The organism is Citrobacter sp. wls827 (assembly GCF_005280875.1).
Lineage (GTDB): Bacteria > Pseudomonadota > Gammaproteobacteria > Enterobacterales > Enterobacteriaceae > Citrobacter > Citrobacter youngae.
This window is the reverse complement of sequence record NZ_SZWR01000001.1, coordinates 226,152-248,120: the sequence shown is the minus strand read 5'-3', so window position 1 is coordinate 248,120 and position 21,969 is coordinate 226,152. Positions and strand designations below refer to the sequence as shown.

Here is a 21,969-nt window from a genome sequence, read left to right as displayed (position 1 = left end):
GCTACCGGAAGGTAGCCTCTTTTTTTATTAGCGAACGACCAGCACCGGTAAGGTAGCGTGGCGGACAACGCTGGAGGCGTTAGAACCGAGCAGATGGGTGCTGATTGATGGGTTACGCGATCCGATGACCACCACATCTGCATTCAACTCTTCACCCAATTCGTTTACCACATCACGCACGCTACCAAAGCGAACGTGCTGCTTAATGCGGGAAGGATCGATACTGAAGTGACCGACCATCGTTTGCAGACGGGTTTCCGCTTCGTGTTGCAGATGCTCTTCAAAACGACGAACGTCAGCGGCAAAACGGTGCAGACTCAGACTGGCAGAACCCGGGAGCACATGCAGCAGATGGATCACCCCTTTATCTTGTGCCAGAAATTCTGCATGGCGAACAGCCTTGTCGCTCAGTTCCATTTCGAATACATCAACAGGCATTATGATTGTGTTGTACATAAACATTCTCCTTGTCATTACATGAACACATAACAGCATAGTATTAAAAATGATTCTGTCAGTCACGACACAGATTTATGTTTTGCGAACAGGAAAGAAAGCGAGGAGCAGGGAGATCTAACCGGAAAGAGGATGCGGATGCATCCCCTGTAAGATAAAGCGAGTCGCTTTGATAAGACAGAGTTAGCGCAGGTAGTCGCCTGCAGCTTCAGGCTGGTACTCAAGCTCGATGACTTCGAGGTGGGTCGATGTACCGCCCGGTAATTCCCAATGGATCGTATCGCCAACGCGCAGGCCCAGAAGCGCTGCACCGACTGGCGCCATTACCGAAAGCTGTGTACTGCTGTCAGTCATATTGGCCGGATATACCAGGGTACGTACACGCACTTCGCCATCGCTCAGATTGCGGAATTTCACGCGGCTGTTCATGGTCACCACGTCGTGCGGCATGGTTTCCGGGGAACACATTTGGGCGCGATCCAGTTCAGCGTTTAATGCGTCCGCTATCGGTAAACCAGCAAACGCAGGTTGCTCCAACAGGCGGTCAATGCGTTCCGCATCGAGGTCGTTAATGATAATAGTTGGTCTGGACATTTATTACTCCATGTCGTCGATACTGCGGATGCGCAGGTAAATAATCCCAAAAGAAAACCCTCACCGTCAGGCGGCAAGGGTTTAGCTTTTATGATGATACTGAGACTTACCCCATGTTTGAAGTGATTTAGTTCACATTCAGGCAAATCATCAATATTGTCGCGTATGGTGTAATGTCAGCCAGTTAAGCATTATAGGGAACATGTGATTCCGGCTCAGGGTTCCGTTCACTTCAGCGGCATCACTTTTCTGCGGCACAGCCCCCGTGAACGGGCAAGGGAGGCTCGCCGCCACCTCCCTTGCAACCCAGGCTCCCGGCGGGAAAATCGTCGCTACGCGATGTATTCGTCTTATGCCGTCTGCCTGTCGGGTCTGGGCCGAGCCTACGTCCATGCAGGCCGTCCCCTCTGTCCGCATCCCTGCGGACAGACCCGGTCAGCCGTCAACGCCTCATCGATTTTCCGCCGGGAGCCGGGATTGTTAAGGGTACAGCGATAGTACCCTTAACACGTTCACAGGCAGTATGGTTTCAGAGAAGTGGAAAACATAAGGTGAACGGAACAATACACCAGAGGCAACAGGTTCATTACCTTTAGTTCGTTAACTGACAAGCATTACGCGTATGGTGTGATTTTAGCCGAAAAACGTGATCGTTCTCAAATTTGCATTATGCTTTTTAAGCGCTCGCTGCGGGCGCGTCACGACAACTCAGTGTTCCTCGACAGGAGATCTCATGAGCCAGTACGACAAACTTACCTTAAAAGATGGCAGCTATTTGCATTTCAAAGACTGGGGAAGCGGCCAGCCCATTGTGTTCAGCCATGGTTGGCCGCTAACCGCAGATGCATTTGAAGATCAGATGCTGTTTCTCGGGTCGAAAGGATTTCGTGTGATAGCCCATGACAGACGAGGGCACGGGCGTTCGGCCCAGCCCTGGGATGGCCACAATATGGATCAGTATGCTGACGATCTGGCTGAACTTACCGCGCATCTCAATCTTAAAGATGCCGTCCATGTCGGGCACTCTACCGGCGGTGGCGAAGTTGCTCGTTATATTGGCCGCCATGGGACGCAGAGGGTCGCAAAAGCGGTACTCATTGGTGCGGTAACACCCATCATGATTAAAACCGACTTTAACCCGAATGGTGTACCGAGGGAGGTGTTCGATAGCATTCGTGAAGGCGTTGTGAACGATCGTGCCGCCTTTTTCTATGAGTTGACGGCCGCATTCTATGGCTACAATCGACCGGGCGCAAAAGAGTCGAAAGCCGTCAGGGAAAGTTTTGTTGAACAGGGTTTACAAGGCTCCATCAAAGCGTTGTACGACTGTATCCACGCGTTTTCAGAAACTGACCTGCGTGAGGATCTCAAAAAAATGACCATCCCGACGCTGGTGATCCACGGTGATGACGATCAGATTGTCCCGTTTGAAACCTGCGGCAAGGTTGCGGCAGAAATCCTACCAGATGTACAGTTGAAGGTGTATGCCGGAGGGTCTCACGGTATTTGCACCACCCATAAACAGCAGATCAACGCCGATCTACTCGACTTTATTCAGTCGTAATCGTTCGTGGATTGTTCTACGCTGATCTTCTTTTTCCAGGGGGATGAGCGAAGCACAATTTATGCTTAGCAGAGGTTAACTTCAACAGGGAACGCTATGTATTTCTATCAACCGTCACAGGGACACGGCCTGCCACATGACCCGCTCAATGCCATTATTGGGCCACGCCCGATTGGATGGATTGCGTCGAGTGACAGTAACGGTCGGCATAATCTGGCGCCGTACAGTTTCTTTAACTGCTTTAACTATCATCCACCGATTATCGGTTTTGCCAGCAGCGGCTGGAAAGACAGTGTGCAGAATATTATCGAAACAGGTGAGTTTGTCTGGAACCTGACCACCCTTGAGTTGGCCAGTGCGATGAACGAAACGTCGGCCAGTCTGCCGCACGGCGAGGATGAGTTCTTTGCCGCAGGGCTTTGCAAAGCAGAGAGTCGGTTAGTTAACGTGCCGCGCGTGGCACAAAGTCCCGTCAATTTTGAGTGTCGCTTATCGCAAAGCCTGCAACTGACGGCCGCAGATGGCTCACCGGTTGATACCTGGCTGGTATTGGGGGAAGTGGTGGGCATCCACATCGATGAAACGCTGCTGGAAGACGGCATCTATCAGACGGCGAAAGCGAAGCCGGTACTGCGTGCTGGTGGGCCAACGGCGTATTATTCGATCAGTGAAACACACCGTTTTGATTTAGTTCGCCCGGACGCCCGAGCAAAACGCTGAGCTTACGGACCGACGCCAGCTTGCAGCGTCGGTCGCAAGTTTCAATATCCCACTTTGTCGATAATAAACTGTTTACCACAGCTACCTGGATGTGGTTGCGGTAAGAATGACTGTGCAGATAACGTCTGGTTGATGTTGTCGGCTTTCAGGGAGAACTGGATCTCAGTGAGATACGCTGGATTGCCGTGGCAGCTTAGCTTCACAGCTTTGACGTTCTCTTTGCCCCAGCTTTTGGCAACTGCAGCGTCAAATGCGTTACGGCTGACGGTTTTGCCGTAGTTTTCCGCCAGGAATTTGCCCACCTCGCTGTTCTTAACCTCATTATTCAGCCGTACCATCGTGCTAAAGTACGCGTCGGGATCAAAACCGAAACACGCGCCATGTTTGGCATACTCGTAACGTTCCAGACAGGATCTCCCTCCAGCGCCGGGCATTACAGCGCTGAGTTTTGCTGCGCTTTCCAGCGACAGCCCGGTTTCGGGGGCCGCGCATTTACGGCTGGCACGTGCTTCAGGCAGGTTGGGAATAGGGCGAGTCGCGCAGCCAAAACGCATCCAGCGGCGGTTGTCTACTCCACGGGCGGCAATGGATTTAGGCAGGCTGGGCCATAAACCGTGAACGGTCAGGAAATCCGCTTTGTCTGCGCTCTCTTTTTGTAAACGACATTCGTCAGGCTCCTGACGATTACGCTCGTGTTGGCTCTGACAAAATCCGGTTTGCCAGGAGAGGGCCAGCACGTAGCTGTCAAAGTCAGCGTACTGTTTTGCCTGGAGTTCATCGGCCTGAGCCGCAGAAACTGGCAGCAGAAGCGCTGCCAGTAATGAAGAATAACGCCATGTTGATGTCATGATGATTTCGAATACTTATATAAATTCTGAATATCATCTATTTAATCATAAAAAATGCCAGTCAGGTTTAGCTGACTGGCATCATTTTCATCAGGCGTGAACCGAAATGATTAGCTCCACATTGCCAGAATCGGCCAGCCGACCAGCAGAAGCATAGAGATGTAGATAACGCCGAAGATAGCACCCAGACGCCAGTAGTCTTTGGACTTCACATAACCACAGCCATAGATGATAACGCCAGGGCCTGTTGCATACGGAGTCAGACAGCCCATGATACCGATGGACAGTACCAGCAGGATACACAGGTGTTCCATCGGCACGCCCGGGATACCTTTACCTACAGCCAGAATAACCGGCAGCATGGTGGCGGTGTGCGCAGAAAGGCTGGCAAACAGGTAGTGAGCAAAGTAGAACACCAGCACCAGCACGATTACTGTCGCGTTAGGCGAGAAACCTTCCAGATGCGTACTCATGGTGTTGGCGAACCAGTCGATAAAACCGGAACGGGTTAAACCGTTGGCCATTACCACCAGAGTGGCAAGGTTGACCAGGGTGTTCCATGCGCTGTTATAGCGGGTAATATCTTTCCACGGTACCACGTGCAGCGCCAGCATCAGGGAGACCGCCAGCAAACCCACTGCGGTTGCATCAATCAGTTTACCACCGAAGACCCACAGACCCAGGCTGAGCAGAACCAGACCGATCAGCGTTATCTCTTTACGGGTCAGTTTACCCATGGTTTTCAGTTCATCACCGGCCCATGCGGCAACTTCAGCACTGTGGGTGACTTCCGGCTTGTACAGAACATAGGACAGCCACGGAGCAACGATCAGCAAAATAATACCGACCGGCAGGAAGCTGAGGAACCACTGCAACCAGCTGATTTGAATTCCGGCGATTTTGTTAACGAATTCCAGACCCAGTACGTTTGGCGCAGCGCCGGTCACGAACATAGAGGAGCTCAGGCTGGTACTGATAACCATCATCCACATCAGATATCCGCCGATACGGCGCGCGGAAGGATCGTTAGGGAAGGATTTAAACAGCGGCGGCAGGTTTTTGATAACCGGGAATACAGTACCACCGGTACGCGCGGTGTTGGACGGTGTAAACGGCGCCAGCAGAATGTCGATGATAACAATCGCATAGCCCAGCGTCAGGGTGCGTTTACCCATGAATTTCACCAGGAACAGCGCGATACGACGACCCAGACCGGTGACTTCATAACCCAGTGCGAAAATAAACGCACCAAACACCAACCACACGGTGGTGCTGGAGAAGCCCGCCAGACCCCATTTCAGCGCTTGCTTACCCGCTTTAAATGCCGGGTCGGCCAGTTCTGAAGCATCAAACAGCAGATAGTTGCTGCCGATAACGCAGATCGTTACGGCGATAAAGCTGATCGCTGTTGCCGGAATTGGCTCCAGGATCATACCGACGATCATCGCCACAAACACGGCAAAGTAGTGCCAGGCCTGTGGAGGCATTCCATCAGGGACGGGGATAAGAAACATGACGCCCATTACGACCAATGGGGCCAGTAACTTCCATATTTTATCTTTTGCTAAAGACATGTGTGATTCTCCGGAAAGGATCTTTAATTGTGATAATGATGAACTTGTGAAATCTGAGCTAAGAACCAGGTGACGATCAGCAGATCGGCGCAGCCTCCGGGACTGAGGTTGCGTTCAATGCACTGTTGGTCGAACTGGTGTAGGTATTCGAGATCGGCAGGGGTACGAATCCCCCCTTGCTGTATCAGGGCGGTGGCCTGCTGCTGTAGCCAACGCAGACCTTCTGCGCCGCCACGTGAAGCCACGTTGGTGTCGCCGTTGATTGACATCAGCAGCAATAAAGTGTCGAGTAACGCCAGTTCAGGGTCGCGGCCCTGAGTCAGCAGTGCGCGGTAGTGCGGCAGGGCATGCTGGATGACGAGCGGGTATCCCGCTTCGGCTTCGCCCCGTGCGCCGGTTAATCCCAGTTGCTGATAAAGACGTTGGCCAGCCGTGAGTTGTTGATTGTTCTGGCGCAGTTCGCGCTCGGTCAGGCCCCGGCAAAATGTTGCTGCCGTAGAGCAAATGGTTTCAGCGGTAACAGTCAGCTGGAGCTGGTGCAGGCGGCCAATGGCGGCACACAGCAGTCCCAGAGAAAAGATGCTGCCTTTGTGGGTATTTACCCCAGCGGTGGCGCGAAACATATCAGCTTCGCAGGCCATACCCAGCGGACGCAGTCCTTTCAATACATCCTCAGGCGACAGCTGTGCGCTAAACGCCCCATATTCAATAAAACGTGGCAGCCAGGCCTGAATCGCTTCGGCGCTGCGATGAAAATCTTCCAGCGCCATATCTTTATGCGCGCCATTATTAATGCGATCCACCAGACCTGGCTTGGGCGATAAGTTGACTTCAGTCAGCATGGCGCGCCAGGCAAGCGTTGCGTAGGCGTCGGGCAGATCCAGTGGAAGGACTGCGTTATTCGTCGATGTTGCGGGAATCGGCATCATGCAGCAGTGCCTCCATTTGAATGAGTAAGTCGGAAAGCGCGTGGGTTTTACCCCGCGCACATTCTGCAGCGCTTTGCTCGCACAACAGACAGCGGCGGGCAGGAAGCGCGAAATGACGGCGGGACAGGATTTCTCCTTCAGGGGTCAGGACATCGATGTCCCATAACCGTCCCAGCGGATGTGAATGCTCAAGCTCGATAGTGGCAAGCTTGAGGTCGTGGGCTGGTGCCTCGATGGACAACAGACCTTCCGGACCGCTGGCGGAGACCAGCGCAGTTTGCTCCCTGACAATCCAGGATGATTGTTTCGCCAGCGCAAGCAGGGCGATGACGCCGTGATTAAAGATGCGACGGGTTAATTCGCTGTCTTTGATCGGACCTGGCGCTACCACGGTAAAAGAGACCAATGGCGCGTGTTGACGCGTGAGCCAGGCATGTTGCCTCGCTTGTCTCTCATCACGGCTGGCGAGCAGCTCGGGAATGGAAACCGCGTGGCAGGTGGCGTGTTCAGGGAGCAGGTGCATGGCTTATTCCTTCACCTGATGCACAACGTCAATCACTGAGCCATCGCGATAACGCACAACGGCAATTACGCGGTCAGTAAATTCGATTGCGCGTGGCTGACCGGTAAGCTGCTGTGCACGTTCGCGTAACCATTCAATGGACACGACTTTCATACCCGCTTCTTGCAGACGTTCTGCCAGCTCAGGGCGCGCAGGGTTGACGGCGATACCGTGGTCAGTGACCAGGATATCAACGCTGGAACCTGGGGTTACGCAGGTCAGGACGTTATCAACCAGCGTCGGGATGCGCCCGCGAACCAGCGGTGCGACGATGATGGAAAGCGCTGCGGCAACAGCTGTATCACAGTGACCACCGGATGCGCCGCGCAGTACGCCGTCAGAACCGGTCAGTACGTTCACATTGAAGTTGGTGTCTACTTCTAATGCGCTCAGTACCACCACATCCAGACGATCGACAGAGGCGCCTTTTGAGCCCCAGTTGGCATACTGGTTGGCACTGATTTCAATGTGATTTGGATTGCGGGCCAGGGACTCTGCCGCATTACGGTCGAAGCTCTGTACATCCAGCAGTTTGCGGATTAAACCTTTCTCATGCAGGTCAACGATGGTGGCAGTGATACCGCCCAGCGCAAAGTCAGCACGGATGTCGCGGCTGCGCATTTTGTCTTCCAGGAAACGGGTAACGGCCAGAGACGCGCCGCCGGTGCCTGTCTGCAGTGAGAAGCCTTCATTGAAGTAGCCGGAGTTAGCAATAACCTCTGCTGCGCTGCGGGCGATCAGCAGTTCACGCGGGTTGGTGGTCATGCGAGTGGCATCAGCACCGATTTTGTCCGCATCGCCGACTTGATCGATCTGCACGATCAGATCCACCTGATCCTGGGTAATGCTGGCTGGATTATGCGGGTAGGTCAGCAGCTGTTCGGTCAGCAGGACAACCTGTTTCGCGTTTTCGGCGTCTACACGGGCATAGCCCAGTGAGCCGCAGCATGCTTTACCGGTATAACCGTTGGCGTTACCAAACGGGTCGCAGGACGGTACGCCGAGGAAGGCGACATCAATGTTGAGTTCGCCGCTTTGTACCAGGTGTACACGTCCACCGTGGGAGTGAATCTGTACCGGTTCGGCCAGCAGGCCACGGGAGATCTCTTCCGCCAGCGGGCCACGCAGACCAGAAGTATAAATACGGCTGACGACACCCTGACGAATGTGTTCAACCAGCGGCGCATGGCAGTCGCTCAGGGAGCTGGAAGCCAGCGTCAGGTTTTTAAAGCCCATTGCAGCGATGGTATCCATCACCAGGTTGATCGTCAGATCGCCACCACGGAAAGCGTGGTGGAAGGAGATGGTCATGCCATCCTGTAAGCCTGAACGGCGAATGGCCTCTTCCAGGTTAGCGCACAGTTTTTTGTTGCGCGGTTTTTGCGCCTGTAATTCAACTTTTGCGGTGCTCTGATAAGCGGAAAGCTCGCTTTCTGCATGACGGCTCCAGGTCGCCACGCGATCCTGGCGTTGAGACTGTTCGATTTTCTGCGTCATTTTTTTGCCTTATTCTTCGCGAATGCCGGAAAGTTCTGCACGGGAGATAACCAGAAGGGCGCGCTCGATAACCGGGCTGTCGACCATTTTGCCGTTCAGGGAAACCACGCCACGACCTTCGCGGGCAGCGGCTTCAGCGGCTTCTACCACCAGACGTGCGTGAGCCAGCTCTTTGCGCGTCGGGGCATACAGGTTGTGCAGGAGTTCAATCTGACGCGGGTTGATGAGCGACTTACCATCGAAACCCAGTTGCTTGATGTGTGCGGCTTCGTGCAGGAAACCCGCTTCGTTATTGGCATCGGAATAGACGGTATCGAACGCCTGAATGCCCGCAGAACGCGCAGCCTGCAGAATTGAGCAGCGGGCAAACAGCAGTTCAGTACCTTCCGGGGAGCGTTCAGTGCGCAGGTTACGCACGTAGTCTTCTGCGCCGAGCGCAATACCGATCAGACGCTCGGAAGCATGGGCAATTTCTACCGCGCGGGTAATACCTAATGGTGATTCGATAGCAGCCAACAGACCGGTGCTGCCGGGTTCACGACCACAGGCTTTCTCGATGCGCAGGATTTCGCTTTCGATGTCGATGACATCCTGGGCGGTATCCGTTTTGGGTAAACGCACGATGTCAGCACCACCGCGTACCACGGCTTCAAGATCGTTGATGCCCCATTCGGAGTCGAGGGCGTTTACGCGCACGATAGTTTCAACGTCGTGATACAGCGGATGCTGCAGCGCGTGATAGACCATGCGGCGCGCGGTGTCTTTCTCACGCAGTGCGACGGAGTCTTCCAGGTCGAACATCAGCGCATCTGCCGGGTAGATGAATGAGTTGCTGACCATCGCGGCGTTAGCGCCTGGTACGAACAACATGCTGCGGCGTGTGCGGGATTTACGTTGTTGTAAAGAATCGGAAATCATTGGCAATCCTCCCATGGCAGTGCCGGAATGCCGCTGGCGCGGGCCAGTAATGCTTCCAGTCGCGCACGTAAAATGCAGTCCAGTGCGCCTTTATCATCAACATTTAATTGCACGCCGCGGACGTTATAGCGGGACAGAACGTCCAGAATGGTGGCCCTGATGGCATCACCGAACTGCTTTTCGACGCTACTGTTAACCTGCAGGTCAATATCCTGCGTATCGAGCGGGGCGATGCGGATCATCACATCACCGGACTCGAGTGTGCCTGCGACGGCTGCCTGGTTTATTTTCATTTTTCACCTGTTGCTAATGCGGGGGTATTTTGGCGGACTGCCGCAGCCGATGAGGTTCGCTCAACCATGCTTTGCAAGTAGTGCAGCGTGGCTTCGGGTACCAGGGATGCGATAGCCGTGAGATCTTTTTTAACCAGCAGCTTGCGCACCCAGGAGGCGGAAATCGGCATCTCCTGGAAACACAGCCGCTCAATTTCCACCAGTTCAATCGGCGGGGCGGGAAGTGTTGGGGTCTCCAGCCAGTAGCGCATATCGTTGTTGTACTGGGAGGTGACGGTGCAATATGGCTCAGTACCGACGAAACGGTGCGTAACGCCGAGTGCCGGGGCCAGGTACTGACGGAAAATTTTCAGGTCTATTTCGGTGTAGCAGTGGTTAATAACGCTCTGCTCTTTAATGAAGTAGCACGGGAACGTGGCGCGAGAGATGATGTATTCCGAACCGCGGTGTACGGTTAAACGTGGAATATCTTTTGTCCCTTTGAGGACCAGGTCCAGTCGGTCTTCATACGGGAAACGCGAAGTATCTTCTTTCACCAAAAACAGATGCAGCCAGTCGCACTGTGCGGCGGCTTGTTGGATCAGAAAACGGTGCCCGTTGGTGAAGGGGTTGGCATTCATCACGATACAGCCAATTTTTTTCCCTTCACGGCGCTGTTTTGCCAGTGATTCAGCGTAACGTTTGAGGCGAGTGGTGCTGTTTTCCATTAACACCATAATGCCGGGCACGCTGGTCAGCGTCGAAAAGCCGCACTGCTTAAACAGTGACTCGTACTCGGTTTTGGTATAGATGAAGAGATGGGTGCAATGCCGCTCGTAGGCGAGGTTGATTAACTCAGTCGCCAGCGTCAGCGCTAAGCCTTCACCGCGTACGGATTCACAGATCGCGACGCATTTAATGATATTGCCGGCGATACCGCCACAAGCGATCAGACGGTCGTTACGGGTGACGGTGATAAATACTTCGACGGTGGTATCAACGCTCAAATCGTTCTCTTTCAGAAATTGAGCGATAACCGCCATCTTTTTATTTTCTGAGCGTTTAACTTGCGTGAATATATTATTACCGAACATAGTAAATAGAGCCCCGATGGTATATTTGTTACTGGGTTTCTGTTTTTGTTGCTCTGTTTAGCAACTTGATAACGTTTTGTTTGCAATTGAAGGGAATGTTTTTTTATTACGGAGTATTTCTTTTTTTCCCTGTTGCATACATCGTAAGGAGTATTTCGGCGGCAAATTTTGATTTATTTCACAATAAGTTAGATGGTTTTAATGTGTTTTATGGTTTTAAGTTTTTTAATTAATTTAACCCGAAAATAGCGTGTGGTTTTTATTTGTTTAATTGATTTAAGGTGGGGAATCTGTAACGATCCTATTTTAGGCCGTGACTTGTAAATAAAACATTTTTATTACATATACAACGAAAAATAAGTTTCGGTTAACGTCGGTGAGGAAAAAACATGTCAAAAAAGAAAAATAAAACACGGTTTCCTTTTTTTCGCAGCCTGGCGTTTCCGTTGCGTATTTTTCTACTCATTCTGGTCGTTTCTGTTTTTATCATCGCGGCGTTAGCACAATACTTTACCGCCAGCTTTGAAGATTATCTGACAACGCATGTCCGCGATATGGCAATGAATCAGGCGAAAATTATCGCTTCCAACGACAGCATTATTGCTGCCGTAAAGCACCGTGATTACGAGCGTCTGGCAACGATAGCGGATAAGTTGCAGAGCGGGACTGACTTTGACTATGTGGTTATTGGCGATACCCACTCGATCCGTCTTTATCACCCTAATCCGGATAAAATTGGCTACCCTATGCAGTTCACCAAACCCGGCGCGCTGGAGAAAGGGGAAAGCTACTTTATTACCGGTAAAGGATCTATCGGGATGGCGATGCGCGCCAAAACCCCTATCTTTGATGATGATGGTAAAATCATCGGTGTTGTCTCAATTGGCTACCTGATCAGTAAAATAGACAGCTGGCGCTCGGATTTCTTACTTCCGATGGCTGGGGTGTTCATTCTGTTGTTACTGGTGCTTATGTTACTTTCCTGGTTTTTTGCCGCCCATATTCGGCGTCAGATGTTGGGTATGGAGCCTAAACAAATTGCGCGGGTGGTACGTCAGCAGGAGGCGCTGTTTAGCTCAGTCTACGAAGGCTTAATTGCTGTTGATCCTGACGGGTGCATTACGGCGATAAACCGCAGTGCGAGAAAAATGCTGGGGCTCTCGTCGCCTGGACGTAAGTGGTTGGGTAAGCCGATTGCGGACGTCGTTCAGCCAGCAGACTTTTTTACCCAGCAGATTGCGGAAAAGCGCCAGGATGCGATGGTTAACTTTAATGGGTTGAGTGTTATTGCCAACCGCGAGGCTATCCGCTCAGGCGATGAACTGCTCGGGGCAATCATCAGTTTTCGTAGTAAAGATGAAATTGCTACCCTTAATGCGCAATTAACGCAGATCAAACAGTATGTAGAGAGCCTGAGAACGCTGCGCCATGAGCACCTGAACTGGATGTCGACCATCAATGGCCTGCTGCAAATGAAAGAATATGACAAGGTTCTGGCCATGGTGCAGGGAGAATCCCAGGCGCAGCAGCAACTCATTGATAGTCTGCGCGGCGCTTTCGCCGATCGTCAGGTTGCAGGCCTGCTGTTTGGCAAGGTACAGCGTGCGCGGGAACTGGGTCTCACAATGACCATTGTGCCTGGCAGTCAACTGCATAAACTTCCTGAGGGGTTGGATAGCACAGAGTTTGCAGCAATTGTTGGTAATCTGCTTGATAATGCTTTTGAAGCCAGTTTGCGTACCCAGCAGGGTAACAAGGTCGTTGAACTCTATCTGAGCGATGAGGGCGACGAGGTGATCATCGAAGTCGCCGATCAAGGTTGTGGCGTACCGGAAGCATTGCGCGAAAAAATATTTGAACAGGGTGTGAGCACTCGTACCGATGAACCAGGCGAACATGGCATCGGTTTGTATCTGATTGCAAGTTATGTGAGGCGCTGTAATGGGGTTATTACGCTCGAAGATAACGCCCCCTGCGGCACCTTATTTTCTTTATTTCTTCCGAAAGTGAAAAAAAAACAATGACGGAACCATTAACGCTGTTGATCGTTGAGGATGAAACGCTACTGGCGGAAATGCATGCTGAATATATCCGCCATATACCCGGTTTTAGCCAGATATGGCTGGCGGGTAATCTTGCGCAGGCAAGAATGATGATTGAGCGTTTTAAGCCCGGTTTGATTCTTCTTGATAATTACTTGCCGGATGGCAAGGGCATAACTCTGTTACACGAGCTGACTCAGGCACGTTACCCTGGCGGCGTGGTGTTTACCACGGCAGCCAGTGATATGGATACGGTCTCAGAAGCCGTACGCAGCGGGGCGTTTGATTATCTGGTTAAACCCATAGCCTACGAGCGACTGGGGCAGACGCTTACCCGCTATCAGCAACGCAGAAGAATGCTGGCCGGTAATGACAGTGCCAGCCAAAAACAGATTGATGAAATGTTTAATGCCTATGCGCGCGGTGAGCCGAAAGGGGATTTGCCGACGGGAATCGACGCGCTAACGCTGAATGCTGTACTGAAGTTATTTGCTGATCCGACGGTACATCATACTGCGGAAACGATCGCCCAGGCGCTAACCATCAGCCGTACAACATCCAGACGCTACCTGGAGTACTGTGCCAGCCGCCATTTGATCATTGCAGAGATTATTCACGGGAAGGTAGGTAGACCGCAGCGTATTTACCACGGCGGCTAATACACGTCATCCTTTAAGCTGCCTCTTTGTTGGCTGCGTGCAGAAACCCCAGTCACATAGTTATCTATGCTCCTGGGGATGTCTTCACTTGCCGCCGCGATGCAGCATAAATGATTTTGTGTATTAAGGTCAGGTATTAACAGGTATCGTTAACCGCCAATCAGGACAGACGTTGCCGGTACCATCACTTCAGTGGCGATAATCACAATCAGCAGTCCGACCATTACCGGAACAGAAGTTCGTTTTACGACTTCAAACGGTGAAATCTTCGCCATCCCCGCGACAGCCACAACCACACCGGATACCGGGGAGATTGTGCGTCCGAGGTTTGACGCCTGCAGCATTGGGATCGAAAGGTAGGCAGGGTTGATACCGGAAGAGTGCGCCAGTTTTGGGATCATCTCAACGAAGGCGTAGAAAGGCGCGTTACCGGAGCCCGTGGTCATTGCGGCCAGCATGGTCAGAATCACCAGGACCAGCATCAGAATAATGCTCGCAGAACCAAATGAGGTGGCGATAGAGATCAGACTCTGAATAAAGCCAATGGTGCTCAGACCCTGAGCAAATACACCGGCTGCAACTAACAACATGACGACGTTAGCAAAGGCATCTGCCATTCCGCGGTAGGCGACTTCCAGACCTGAGAAAACCTTCTGGGTGTTGAATCCGCGGATGAACTCCAGCACTGCGGCAATAAGCATGCACAGCACCAGAATCGTGATAATGTGCAGTTGCGGGCCCCATTTACCATCAAAAATCAGTACACCGACGATCGGGGTAAACGGCAGAATGGCGTAAAACGAGGGAGCCGTAGTGGTGATTTCTGCCACATCTAACATTTCGTGAGAGATGTTCTCTTTTTTATCCAGATAGCGCTGCCAGAAGTAATGAGCAATCGCCATACCAATAATGGCAGCAATGGAAATCGGCAACGTGGTTTTAAACGCGAAGTCGATCAGTGGCATTTCCGCTGCTTTTGCAGCCAGCACGACATCCCCGGAAGTTGGAGAAAGAATGATTGCGGCAGGGGAGGCGCAAATGGCCGCCGCAGCACCACGACTGATCCCAACGTTAACCATGACCGGAAAGAGTGTCGCCATCAACAGCACGCCCAGCCCGGTTGCCGAAGAGACTGCCAGTGACATCAGGCAGGCAACAAAATAGGCGGCAATCATTAGCATGTAAGGCGAGTTGATATATTGCAGGGGCCTGGAGGCCAGCTTAACGACCATATCGTTCGCGCCGATATGCGTCATGTAGGCGGCAAAACCACACAGCATCATAATCATCATGCCGAGGTCGCCGCCGCGGCTCATCAGCAAAATTTTAATATATTCAACAATATCTGTCGCGGTGTAGCCGGTACTTTCGGCACTGCCGGGCAGAACTTTATGTCCCATCAGGGCGCTGATAATCAATAAAACCAGGCCCCCGACAAACAATACGCCGGTCGCGGAATAACCTTTAATGATGTAGCGAGCCACACCCACAATAACAACGACTCCAATAAGGAGTTCTATAAATGTCAACATTGTTTCCCCTGTCATATTGACGCCCAGAAAGTAAAAAAACTAAAAAAAGCATAAAGCGGTGTGAGAATGTGCCTAATAAACACCTGCCTCTTGCTGATTAAAATCAATAAAAATACGGATTCAACCGATGGCGCAGGCGTTTTTTCAACATAGCGGATGAAAAGGGAGTACGGCAATCAAAAACTGTGAAACACTCTGGTTTTATGTGTTATTTTGTTTTGTGATGATGCATTAATGTTAATTAATTGTAATTTATTTGGTGTTTTTGCGTAAAAGAAGCCGGTTAATAGAAATAAGAGAACATGTCACATATAAAAACCACAATAAATATAATGACAACGATCTGAAATTTATATGTGGAGAATATTCTGATTTTTTATTAGCGCATCTTTGTTAAGCTAACATTAAGGTTTTGTTTGCTACAATTAATACTAACTCCCAGGATGGTAATTAAGTCGTGATTGTCGCTAAACGTTATTTTCTCATTTTTTCATTTCTTTTTATTCAGTTAGCCTTTATTCCTCAGGGTTTTGCTGAGGATAAAGGGTGGTTTGATACTTTTAAAGATAATGTCAGTGAAACCTGGCAGCAGCCTGAGCATTATGATCTGTATGTGCCGGCCATTACCTGGCATGCGCGTTTTGCCTACGATAAAGAGAAAACCGATCGCTACAACGAACGTCCTTGGGGGGCAGGATTTGGCCAGTCCCGTTGGGATGATAAAGGTAATTGGCACGGGCTCTATATTATGGCCTTCAAGGATTCCTTTAATAAATGGGAGCCGATTGGCGGCTATGGCTGGGAAAAAACCTGGCGACCGCTGGCCGATGATAATTTCCGTCTGGGGCTGGGCTATACAGCTGGTTTCACCGCGCGCGATAATTGGAACTATATTCCCGTGCCATTGATCCTGCCGTTGGCATCGATAGGCTATGGGCCGGCAACGTTCCAGATGACCTACATTCCGGGTACGTATAACAACGGAAATGTCTACTTTGCCTGGATGCGTTTCCAGTTTTGACAGGCTACCTGTATTGTCAGGTAGATTATTATAAACCTGTTTAAAAACATATGGATACATTGTTTGTCCGAAAAATAACGCGACATTTATCACTTTTTGACAAAGTTCGACTGGACAAAGTGCATCACAATTGTTGTACTGATACCCGACACAGCATTTGTGTCTATTTTTCATGTAAAGGTAATTTTGATGTCTAAGATTAAAGGTAACGTTAAGTGGTTTAATGAGTCCAAAGGATTCGGTTTCATTACTCCGGAAGATGGCAGCAAAGACGTGTTCGTACACTTCTCTGCAATCCAGACCAATGGTTTTAAAACTCTGGCTGAAGGTCAGCGCGTAGAGTTCGAAATCACTAACGGTGCCAAAGGCCCTTCTGCTGCAAACGTAATCGCTCTGTAAGCATACGACAGCAAGCATTCAAAACCCGCTTAATTGCGGGTTTTTTTTCGCCTAGTGTGCAGGAGAGGCAGAAACCAGCCAGAATGCCAGAGCCGTCATCGCAAATGAACCCAACAGGTTAACCAGCACATTCACCATTGCCCAACCAAAGCGTCCCTCTTGCAGCAAAAACACGACTTCTGCCGAGAAGGTTGAAAACGTCGTCAGCCCTCCGCAGAAACCGGTGGTAATGAGCACTTTCCACATTGGATCAATGTTTGTCATGCGGTTAAACCACGCCAGCCCCATGCCAATAATAAACGCGCCAATCAGATTTGCTGCCAGCGTACCGAATGGGATGGCCTGATGCAGCGGATTGAACCGCATGCTTAACATCCATCTTGCTACGCTTCCTGTACCGCCACCGATAAAAACTGCTAAAAGGAGTTGTAACACTGCATAATCCTGCTATTTGATTGTATATAGCGTGAGTGTAACGCTGAATAATCGTTGTTGGCGAGCTTAACCCATTTTTCTGGAGGGAATATGTTTGTTGCAGCAGGGCAATTTGCCGTGGGCCCCTCGTGGGAAAAAAATGCGGAAACGTGTGTCCAGTTGATGTCTCAGGCCGCAGGAGAAGGCGCATCTCTGTTGGTGCTGCCGGAAGCGCTGTTGGCCCGTGACGATCTCGACCCCGATCTATCGGTGAAGTCAGCCCAGCTACTGGAAGGCGGTTTTCTGACGCGGTTACAGCAAGAGAGTGCGCAAAATGAGATGACGACGATTCTGACGATTCATGTTCCCTCTGTACCTGGCCGGGCGTTGAACATGCTGGTTGCGCTACGGAGAGGTCGGGTTATCGCCCATTACGCAAAATTACATCTCTATGATGCCTTTTCGATTCAGGAGTCGCGGAATGTCGATGCAGGTGAGGCTGTAGCGCCATTGCTGGACGTAGACGGATTAAAGGTAGGGTTAATGACCTGCTATGACCTGCGCTTTCCTGAGCTGGCATTGGCGCTCGCGTTACAGGGGGCTGAAATCCTGGTCTTACCGGCGGCCTGGGTGCGAGGATCGCTCAAAGATCATCATTGGACAACGCTGTTGGCGGCAAGAGCTCTGGATGCAACCTGTTATGTGATTGCTGCGGGGGAGTGTGGTAACAAGAATATCGGTCAAAGCCGGGTTATCGATCCGTTTGGCGTGACGATTGCCGCTGCGGCGGAAACGCCTGCGCTGATAATGACGGAGGTTTCTGCTGAGCGGGTGAGGCAGGTCAGGGCGCAACTTCCTGTGTTACGTAACCGCCGCTTTGCGCCACCGCAATTATTATGACGTTTTTTTAAACAAGGCTTGATTCACCTTGTTACAGATTGCTATTGTGTGCGCGCGTCGAAAGGCCGTTAATATTCTCAGGTTAATATGGCGCTTTATGCAGCCTGGTTTAAGTTAAGAAGGTATCTATGGGTGAGATTAGTATTACCAAACTGCTGGTGGTTGCCGCACTGGTCGTTCTGCTGTTTGGTACCAAGAAGTTACGTACACTGGGTGGAGACCTGGGAACGGCAATTAAAGGCTTCAAGAAAGCGATGAACGATGATAATGCCGATGCTAAGAAAGATGCTGACGGTAGCGTTCAGACTGAGAAGCTTTCCCATAAAGAGTAATGTCAGGAGCACGATGCTCATACTGCATACTCTGCATGAAAAAAAACCGGCAATTGCCGGTTTTTTTATTGCTGAAATGTAAGTGAGTATTACACGATTACTTCACTTCCAGCCCTTTCGCCTGCATGTCCGCATGATAAGAAGAACGAACAAATGGGCCGCAGGCTGCATGGGTAAAGCCCATTGCCATGGCTTCAGCCTTCATCTCATCAAACTCGTCCGGGCTTACATAGCGCTGAACCGGCAGGTGGTGACGGCTTGGCTGTAAATACTGCCCCAGCGTCAGCATGGTCACGCCATGGCTGCGCAGGTCACGCATAACCTCAATGATTTCAGCATTGGTTTCACCCAGACCCACCATCAGACCGGATTTGGTTGGGATCTCAGGGTGCGCTTCCTTGAAACGTTCCAGAAGCTTCAGTGACCAGTTGTAATCAGCCCCAGGGCGTACGTTACGGTAAATACGCGGAACGTTCTCGAGGTTATGGTTAAACACGTCTGGCGGGGTGGCCGTGAGGATATCCAGCGCACGATCCATACGACCACGGAAGTCAGGTACCAGCGTTTCGATTTTAATCGACGGGCTTTTCTCACGGATTGCGGTGATACAATCCGCAAAATGCTGAGCGCCACCATCGCGTAGATCGTCGCGGTCAACGGAGGTAATGACAACATAGCGTAGCGCCATGTCCGCAATCGTCTGGGCCAGTTTTAACGGTTCGTTAGCATCAGGGGCAACCGGGCGACCATGGGCAACGTCACAGAATGGACAGCGGCGAGTACAGATTGCGCCGAGGATCATAAAGGTCGCGGTCCCGTGGTTGAAACATTCTGCCAGGTTAGGGCAGGACGCTTCTTCGCAGACAGAGTGCAGGCCATTTTTGCGCATCGCTGCTTTGATACCCTGGATGCGAGTGGAGTCCGCTGGCAGTTTTATTTTCATCCATTCCGGCTTACGCAGCAGGGCTTCGCGCTCTGTTGCTACATTTTTTACCGGGATAAGAGCCATCTTATCGGCATCGCGGTATTTAACACCGCGTTCCATCACAATGGGTTTACTCATAGCTTGCGTGTTCCAGTTGCGAATTACGAAGGAAAGCGTTTCAATTCAAGGGAATGTTGCATTTATCAACTATTTTTGAATTAGTGATACGCAGTATATCATTGAAACGGGCCAGAAAGCAGCCTGACAGGCTGGCAAAATGTAAAATAGTTGTTGTTTTGTGCCATTTGCCACAACATATGCTGCGGCAAACGATAACCTGTTTTTCAGTCTGCGATGTACTCGTGGGGGGGATTGCCCAACAGCGCTAAAATGTTAGCCAGCAGACGAGGACGCACGCTCTCGGTCGTGGCTGCGCTATCCCACTGCGATACTTTCGCCATCTCCATTCCGGCGTAACCACAAGGATTGATACGCAGGAAAGGCGACAAATCCATATCCACGTTGAGCGCTAAGCCGTGAAACGAACATCCTCTACGAATACGTAATCCCAAAGAGCAGATTTTCTTCTCCCCGACGTATACGCCAGGCGCATCAGCGCGCGGATGGGCGTCAATACCTATCTCCGCAAGCGTATTCACCACGGTTTGTTCCAGCAGTGTTACCAGTTCACGCACGCCCAGTTTGCGGCGTTTGAGATTCAACAGAACATACATAACCTGCTGGCCGGGTCCGTGGTATGTCACCTGACCGCCCCGATCGCTCTGGATAACGGGAATATCACCGGGCATCAGTACGTGCTCTGCTTTACCGGCCTGACCCTGGGTAAAGACAGGATAATGCTCTACCAGCCAGATTTCATCATGACTATTTTCATCGCGGGTATCGGTGAATTCGTGCATGGCCAGAGAGACTGGCTCGTAGGGCTGAAGACCGAGCTGGCGGACAAGAATTTTATCCTGATACAAAACGGCATCTCCGTAGATACTCACATAGAGTAGAGAATGTTAAAGAGGGGAAAAGTATATCACAGGGGGGAGGGGTTACCCGAGCGGGGATGCAGCGGGTAACCGACAGGCTTTTACAGCACCATACGTACGATATCGATATTACCTAATTCTTCGTACAGTGTTTCAACCTGCTCAATGTGTGTCGCATTAATAGTGATAGAGACCGAGTGGTAATTGCCTTTGCTGCTCGGTTTTACCGTTGGGGAGTAATCACCTGGCGCATGGCGCTGTACCACTTCAACCACCTGATCAACCAGCTCAGGCAACGCCTGCCCCATTACTTTGTAAGTAAATGGAGTAGGGAATTCAAGCAGTTCGTTAAGTTTGGTTTTCATGTCAGCTCCGGCGTTACATCAAAAAATAATAACTCCCACGGCGCGTGGGAGTTATCTGGATACCTAGTATATGGGGACGTAAATCACACTTTCAAGTGTTCGATTTTTAGCCAAACCAGTGATGGAACATTAATTTAATGTAATCAATGATTTTACCAAAGAAGTTGCCTTCCGGGATTTCCTGCAGAACCACCAACGGACGCTGTTCAATGGTTTTGCCATCAAGCTGGAAGTTGATGGTGCCGACAACCTGGTTTTTCTGCAGCGGTGCATGCAGTTCCGTGGTGTTCAGAACATAGCTGGCTTTCAGATCTTTCATGCGGCCGCGTGGAATAGTCAGGTACACGTCTTTATCGACACCTAATGACGCACGATCGGTATTACCAAACCAGGCCGGTTCTGAAGCAAACTCTTTGCCGACTTTCAACGGGTTCACGGTTTCAAAGAAACGGAAGCCCCAGGTCAGCAGTTTTTTACTTTCAGTTTCGCGGCCTTTATAGGTGCGACCACCCATCACGGCGGAGATCAGACGCATCTGGCCTTCGGTTGCGGATGCAACGAGGTTGTAGCCAGCTTTGTCAGTGTGGCCGGTTTTGATACCGTCAACATTCAGGCTGTTATCCCACAGCAGACCGTTACGGTTGAGCTGGCGGATACCGTTAAAGGTGAACTCTTTTTCTTTATAGATAGAGTATTCGTTGGGCACGTCGCGAATTAGCGCCTGACCAATCAGTGCCATGTCACGGGCCGAGCTGTACTGACCGTCAGCATCGAGACCATGAACGGTCTGGAAGTGGGTGTTTTTCAGGCCCAGCGCATTCACATAGCTGTTCATCAGACCGACGAAAGCATCCTGGCTTCCGGCTGCGAAGTCCGCCATTGCCACGCAAGCATCGTTCCCTGATTGCAGGTTAATACCACGGATCAATTGAGAAACAGGAACCTGCATGCCAGGTTTGAGGAACATCAGCGATGAACCTTTAAAGACCGGGTTGCCCGTAGCCCAGGCGTCGTTGCCGACGGTGACCAGATCGGTTTCTTTGAATTTCCCGGCTTTCATCGCCTGGCCGATGACGTAGCTGGTCATCATTTTGGTCAGGCTGGCGGGGTCACGGCGAGAGTCCGCATTTTGTTCTGCGAGAACTTTGCCTGAATTGTAGTCAATCAGGATATACGACTCCGCATCGATCTGCGGAACACCCGGGATCATGGTTTTAATATTCAGGTCATCTGCATGGGCAGCAGAAAGAGAGGCTGCGCAGAGAGCCGCGGTGAGCGCCATGCGCTGCACGAAACGAGCGGAAAAAGTGGTCTTCATGGTCTGAACTACGACGTCCGTGGTGAAATTAAAAAA

General features: G+C 51.1%; 23 protein-coding genes and 1 pseudogene. 8 read left to right on the top strand and 16 right to left on the bottom strand.

Features of this window, described 5'->3' with window-relative positions; all coding sequences use genetic code 11:
• Window positions 1-27: 27 nt before the first annotated feature.
• Both uspG and rnk read right to left on the bottom strand, forming a co-directional pair.
• Window positions 28-456 carry a universal stress protein UspG gene (gene uspG / locus FDX03_RS01185; protein ID WP_005120854.1) on the bottom strand — a complete coding sequence of 143 codons (429 nt, stop codon included), beginning with the start codon at window positions 454-456 and terminating at the stop codon, window positions 28-30.
• A 183-nt stretch (window positions 457-639) separates the two neighbouring features.
• Window positions 640-1,050: a nucleoside diphosphate kinase regulator gene (gene rnk, locus FDX03_RS01180; RefSeq protein WP_005120853.1), complete on the bottom strand. Its 411-nt coding sequence runs from the start codon at window positions 1,048-1,050 to the stop codon at window positions 640-642.
• A gap of 733 nt (window positions 1,051-1,783) precedes the next feature.
• On the opposite strand from rnk, the gene FDX03_RS01170 reads away from it, so the two are divergent.
• Window positions 1,784-2,614: an alpha/beta hydrolase gene (locus FDX03_RS01170; RefSeq protein ID WP_137345365.1), complete on the top strand. Its 831-nt coding sequence runs from the start codon at window positions 1,784-1,786 to the stop codon at window positions 2,612-2,614.
• Between the two features lie 96 nt (window positions 2,615-2,710).
• Window positions 2,711-3,334, top strand: a complete 624-nt coding sequence (locus FDX03_RS01165; protein WP_137345364.1) for a flavin reductase family protein — start codon at window positions 2,711-2,713, stop codon at window positions 3,332-3,334.
• Between the two features lie 41 nt (window positions 3,335-3,375).
• Here the strand turns inward: FDX03_RS01165 and rna are convergent, their stop codons facing one another.
• From rna to citC, 8 genes are all read right to left on the bottom strand, one after another.
• On the bottom strand, window positions 3,376-4,182 hold the full coding sequence (rna, locus tag FDX03_RS01160) for a ribonuclease I (RefSeq protein WP_137345363.1): 807 nt from the start codon (window positions 4,180-4,182) through the stop codon (window positions 3,376-3,378).
• 110 nt (window positions 4,183-4,292) lie between these two features.
• Window positions 4,293-5,756 carry a citrate/succinate antiporter CitT gene (gene citT, locus FDX03_RS01155; protein WP_048212313.1) on the bottom strand — a complete coding sequence of 488 codons (1,464 nt, stop codon included), beginning with the start codon at window positions 5,754-5,756 and terminating at the stop codon, window positions 4,293-4,295.
• 23 nt (window positions 5,757-5,779) lie between these two features.
• Window positions 5,780-6,685 carry a triphosphoribosyl-dephospho-CoA synthase CitG gene (gene citG / locus FDX03_RS01150; protein ID WP_061067504.1) on the bottom strand — a complete coding sequence of 302 codons (906 nt, stop codon included), beginning with the start codon at window positions 6,683-6,685 and terminating at the stop codon, window positions 5,780-5,782.
• Window positions 6,654-7,208 (bottom strand): citrate lyase holo-[acyl-carrier protein] synthase, encoded by a 555-nt coding sequence (citX, locus tag FDX03_RS01145; protein WP_137345362.1) that lies wholly within the window; start codon window positions 7,206-7,208, stop codon window positions 6,654-6,656. Before citX ends, citG begins: the two co-directional genes overlap by 32 nt.
• Window positions 7,209-7,211: 3 nt before the next feature.
• A complete protein-coding gene (gene citF, locus FDX03_RS01140) occupies window positions 7,212-8,744 on the bottom strand; it encodes a citrate lyase subunit alpha (RefSeq protein ID WP_137345361.1) in 1,533 nt (510 codons plus the stop codon).
• Window positions 8,745-8,753: 9 nt separating this feature from the next.
• On the bottom strand, window positions 8,754-9,662 hold the full coding sequence (locus FDX03_RS01135; RefSeq protein WP_048212309.1) for an aldolase/citrate lyase family protein: 909 nt from the start codon (window positions 9,660-9,662) through the stop codon (window positions 8,754-8,756).
• Complete coding sequence (gene citD, locus FDX03_RS01130; RefSeq protein WP_005120843.1) at window positions 9,659-9,955, bottom strand: citrate lyase acyl carrier protein; 297 nt, start codon at window positions 9,953-9,955, stop codon at window positions 9,659-9,661. Before citD ends, FDX03_RS01135 begins: the two co-directional genes overlap by 4 nt.
• Window positions 9,952-11,028, bottom strand: a complete 1,077-nt coding sequence (citC, locus tag FDX03_RS01125; RefSeq protein WP_048212308.1) for a [citrate (pro-3S)-lyase] ligase — start codon at window positions 11,026-11,028, stop codon at window positions 9,952-9,954. Before citC ends, citD begins: the two co-directional genes overlap by 4 nt.
• 389 nt (window positions 11,029-11,417) lie before the next feature.
• Here citC and dpiB point away from each other — a divergent pair.
• A pseudogene (gene dpiB, locus FDX03_RS01120) lies at window positions 11,418-13,080 on the top strand (sensor histidine kinase DpiB).
• Window positions 13,049-13,729, top strand: a complete 681-nt coding sequence (gene dpiA / locus FDX03_RS01115) for a two-component response regulator DpiA (protein ID WP_005120841.1) — start codon at window positions 13,049-13,051, stop codon at window positions 13,727-13,729. Before dpiB ends, dpiA begins: the two are co-directional and overlap by 32 nt.
• A gap of 149 nt (window positions 13,730-13,878) precedes the next feature.
• Here the strand turns inward: dpiA and dcuC are convergent, their stop codons facing one another.
• Window positions 13,879-15,261 (bottom strand): anaerobic C4-dicarboxylate transporter DcuC, encoded by a 1,383-nt coding sequence (gene dcuC, locus FDX03_RS01110; protein WP_137345359.1) that lies wholly within the window; start codon window positions 15,259-15,261, stop codon window positions 13,879-13,881.
• Between the two features lie 457 nt (window positions 15,262-15,718).
• Between dcuC and pagP the strand changes: the two genes are divergently transcribed.
• Window positions 15,719-16,282, top strand: a complete 564-nt coding sequence (gene pagP, locus FDX03_RS01105; protein ID WP_048212304.1) for a lipid IV(A) palmitoyltransferase PagP — start codon at window positions 15,719-15,721, stop codon at window positions 16,280-16,282.
• 189 nt (window positions 16,283-16,471) lie between these two features.
• Window positions 16,472-16,681, top strand: coding sequence for a transcription antiterminator/RNA stability regulator CspE (gene cspE / locus FDX03_RS01100; protein WP_000034825.1), 210 nt, complete (start codon window positions 16,472-16,474; stop codon window positions 16,679-16,681).
• Window positions 16,682-16,732: 51 nt separating this feature from the next.
• On the opposite strand, the gene crcB is transcribed toward cspE, so the two are convergent.
• On the bottom strand, window positions 16,733-17,116 hold the full coding sequence (gene crcB, locus FDX03_RS01095; protein ID WP_043015566.1) for a fluoride efflux transporter CrcB: 384 nt from the start codon (window positions 17,114-17,116) through the stop codon (window positions 16,733-16,735).
• Between the two features lie 90 nt (window positions 17,117-17,206).
• On the opposite strand from crcB, the gene FDX03_RS01090 reads away from it, so the two are divergent.
• Together FDX03_RS01090 and tatE are read left to right on the top strand one after the other, a co-directional pair.
• Complete coding sequence (locus tag FDX03_RS01090) at window positions 17,207-17,995, top strand: deaminated glutathione amidase (RefSeq protein ID WP_048212303.1); 789 nt, start codon at window positions 17,207-17,209, stop codon at window positions 17,993-17,995.
• A 128-nt stretch (window positions 17,996-18,123) separates the two neighbouring features.
• Window positions 18,124-18,327: a twin-arginine translocase subunit TatE gene (gene tatE / locus FDX03_RS01085; protein WP_048212302.1), complete on the top strand. Its 204-nt coding sequence runs from the start codon at window positions 18,124-18,126 to the stop codon at window positions 18,325-18,327.
• Between the two features lie 97 nt (window positions 18,328-18,424).
• On the opposite strand, the gene lipA is transcribed toward tatE, so the two are convergent.
• From lipA to dacA, 4 genes are all read right to left on the bottom strand, one after another.
• Complete coding sequence (gene lipA / locus FDX03_RS01080; RefSeq protein WP_003022702.1) at window positions 18,425-19,390, bottom strand: lipoyl synthase; 966 nt, start codon at window positions 19,388-19,390, stop codon at window positions 18,425-18,427.
• Between the two features lie 206 nt (window positions 19,391-19,596).
• Window positions 19,597-20,238 carry a lipoyl(octanoyl) transferase LipB gene (lipB, locus tag FDX03_RS01075; RefSeq protein WP_061067510.1) on the bottom strand — a complete coding sequence of 214 codons (642 nt, stop codon included), beginning with the start codon at window positions 20,236-20,238 and terminating at the stop codon, window positions 19,597-19,599.
• Between the two features lie 113 nt (window positions 20,239-20,351).
• Window positions 20,352-20,615 carry a DUF493 family protein YbeD gene (gene ybeD / locus FDX03_RS01070; protein WP_000850547.1) on the bottom strand — a complete coding sequence of 88 codons (264 nt, stop codon included), beginning with the start codon at window positions 20,613-20,615 and terminating at the stop codon, window positions 20,352-20,354.
• A 106-nt stretch (window positions 20,616-20,721) separates the two neighbouring features.
• Complete coding sequence (gene dacA, locus FDX03_RS01065; protein ID WP_048212300.1) at window positions 20,722-21,933, bottom strand: D-alanyl-D-alanine carboxypeptidase DacA; 1,212 nt, start codon at window positions 21,931-21,933, stop codon at window positions 20,722-20,724.
• Window positions 21,934-21,969: the final 36 nt, after the last annotated feature.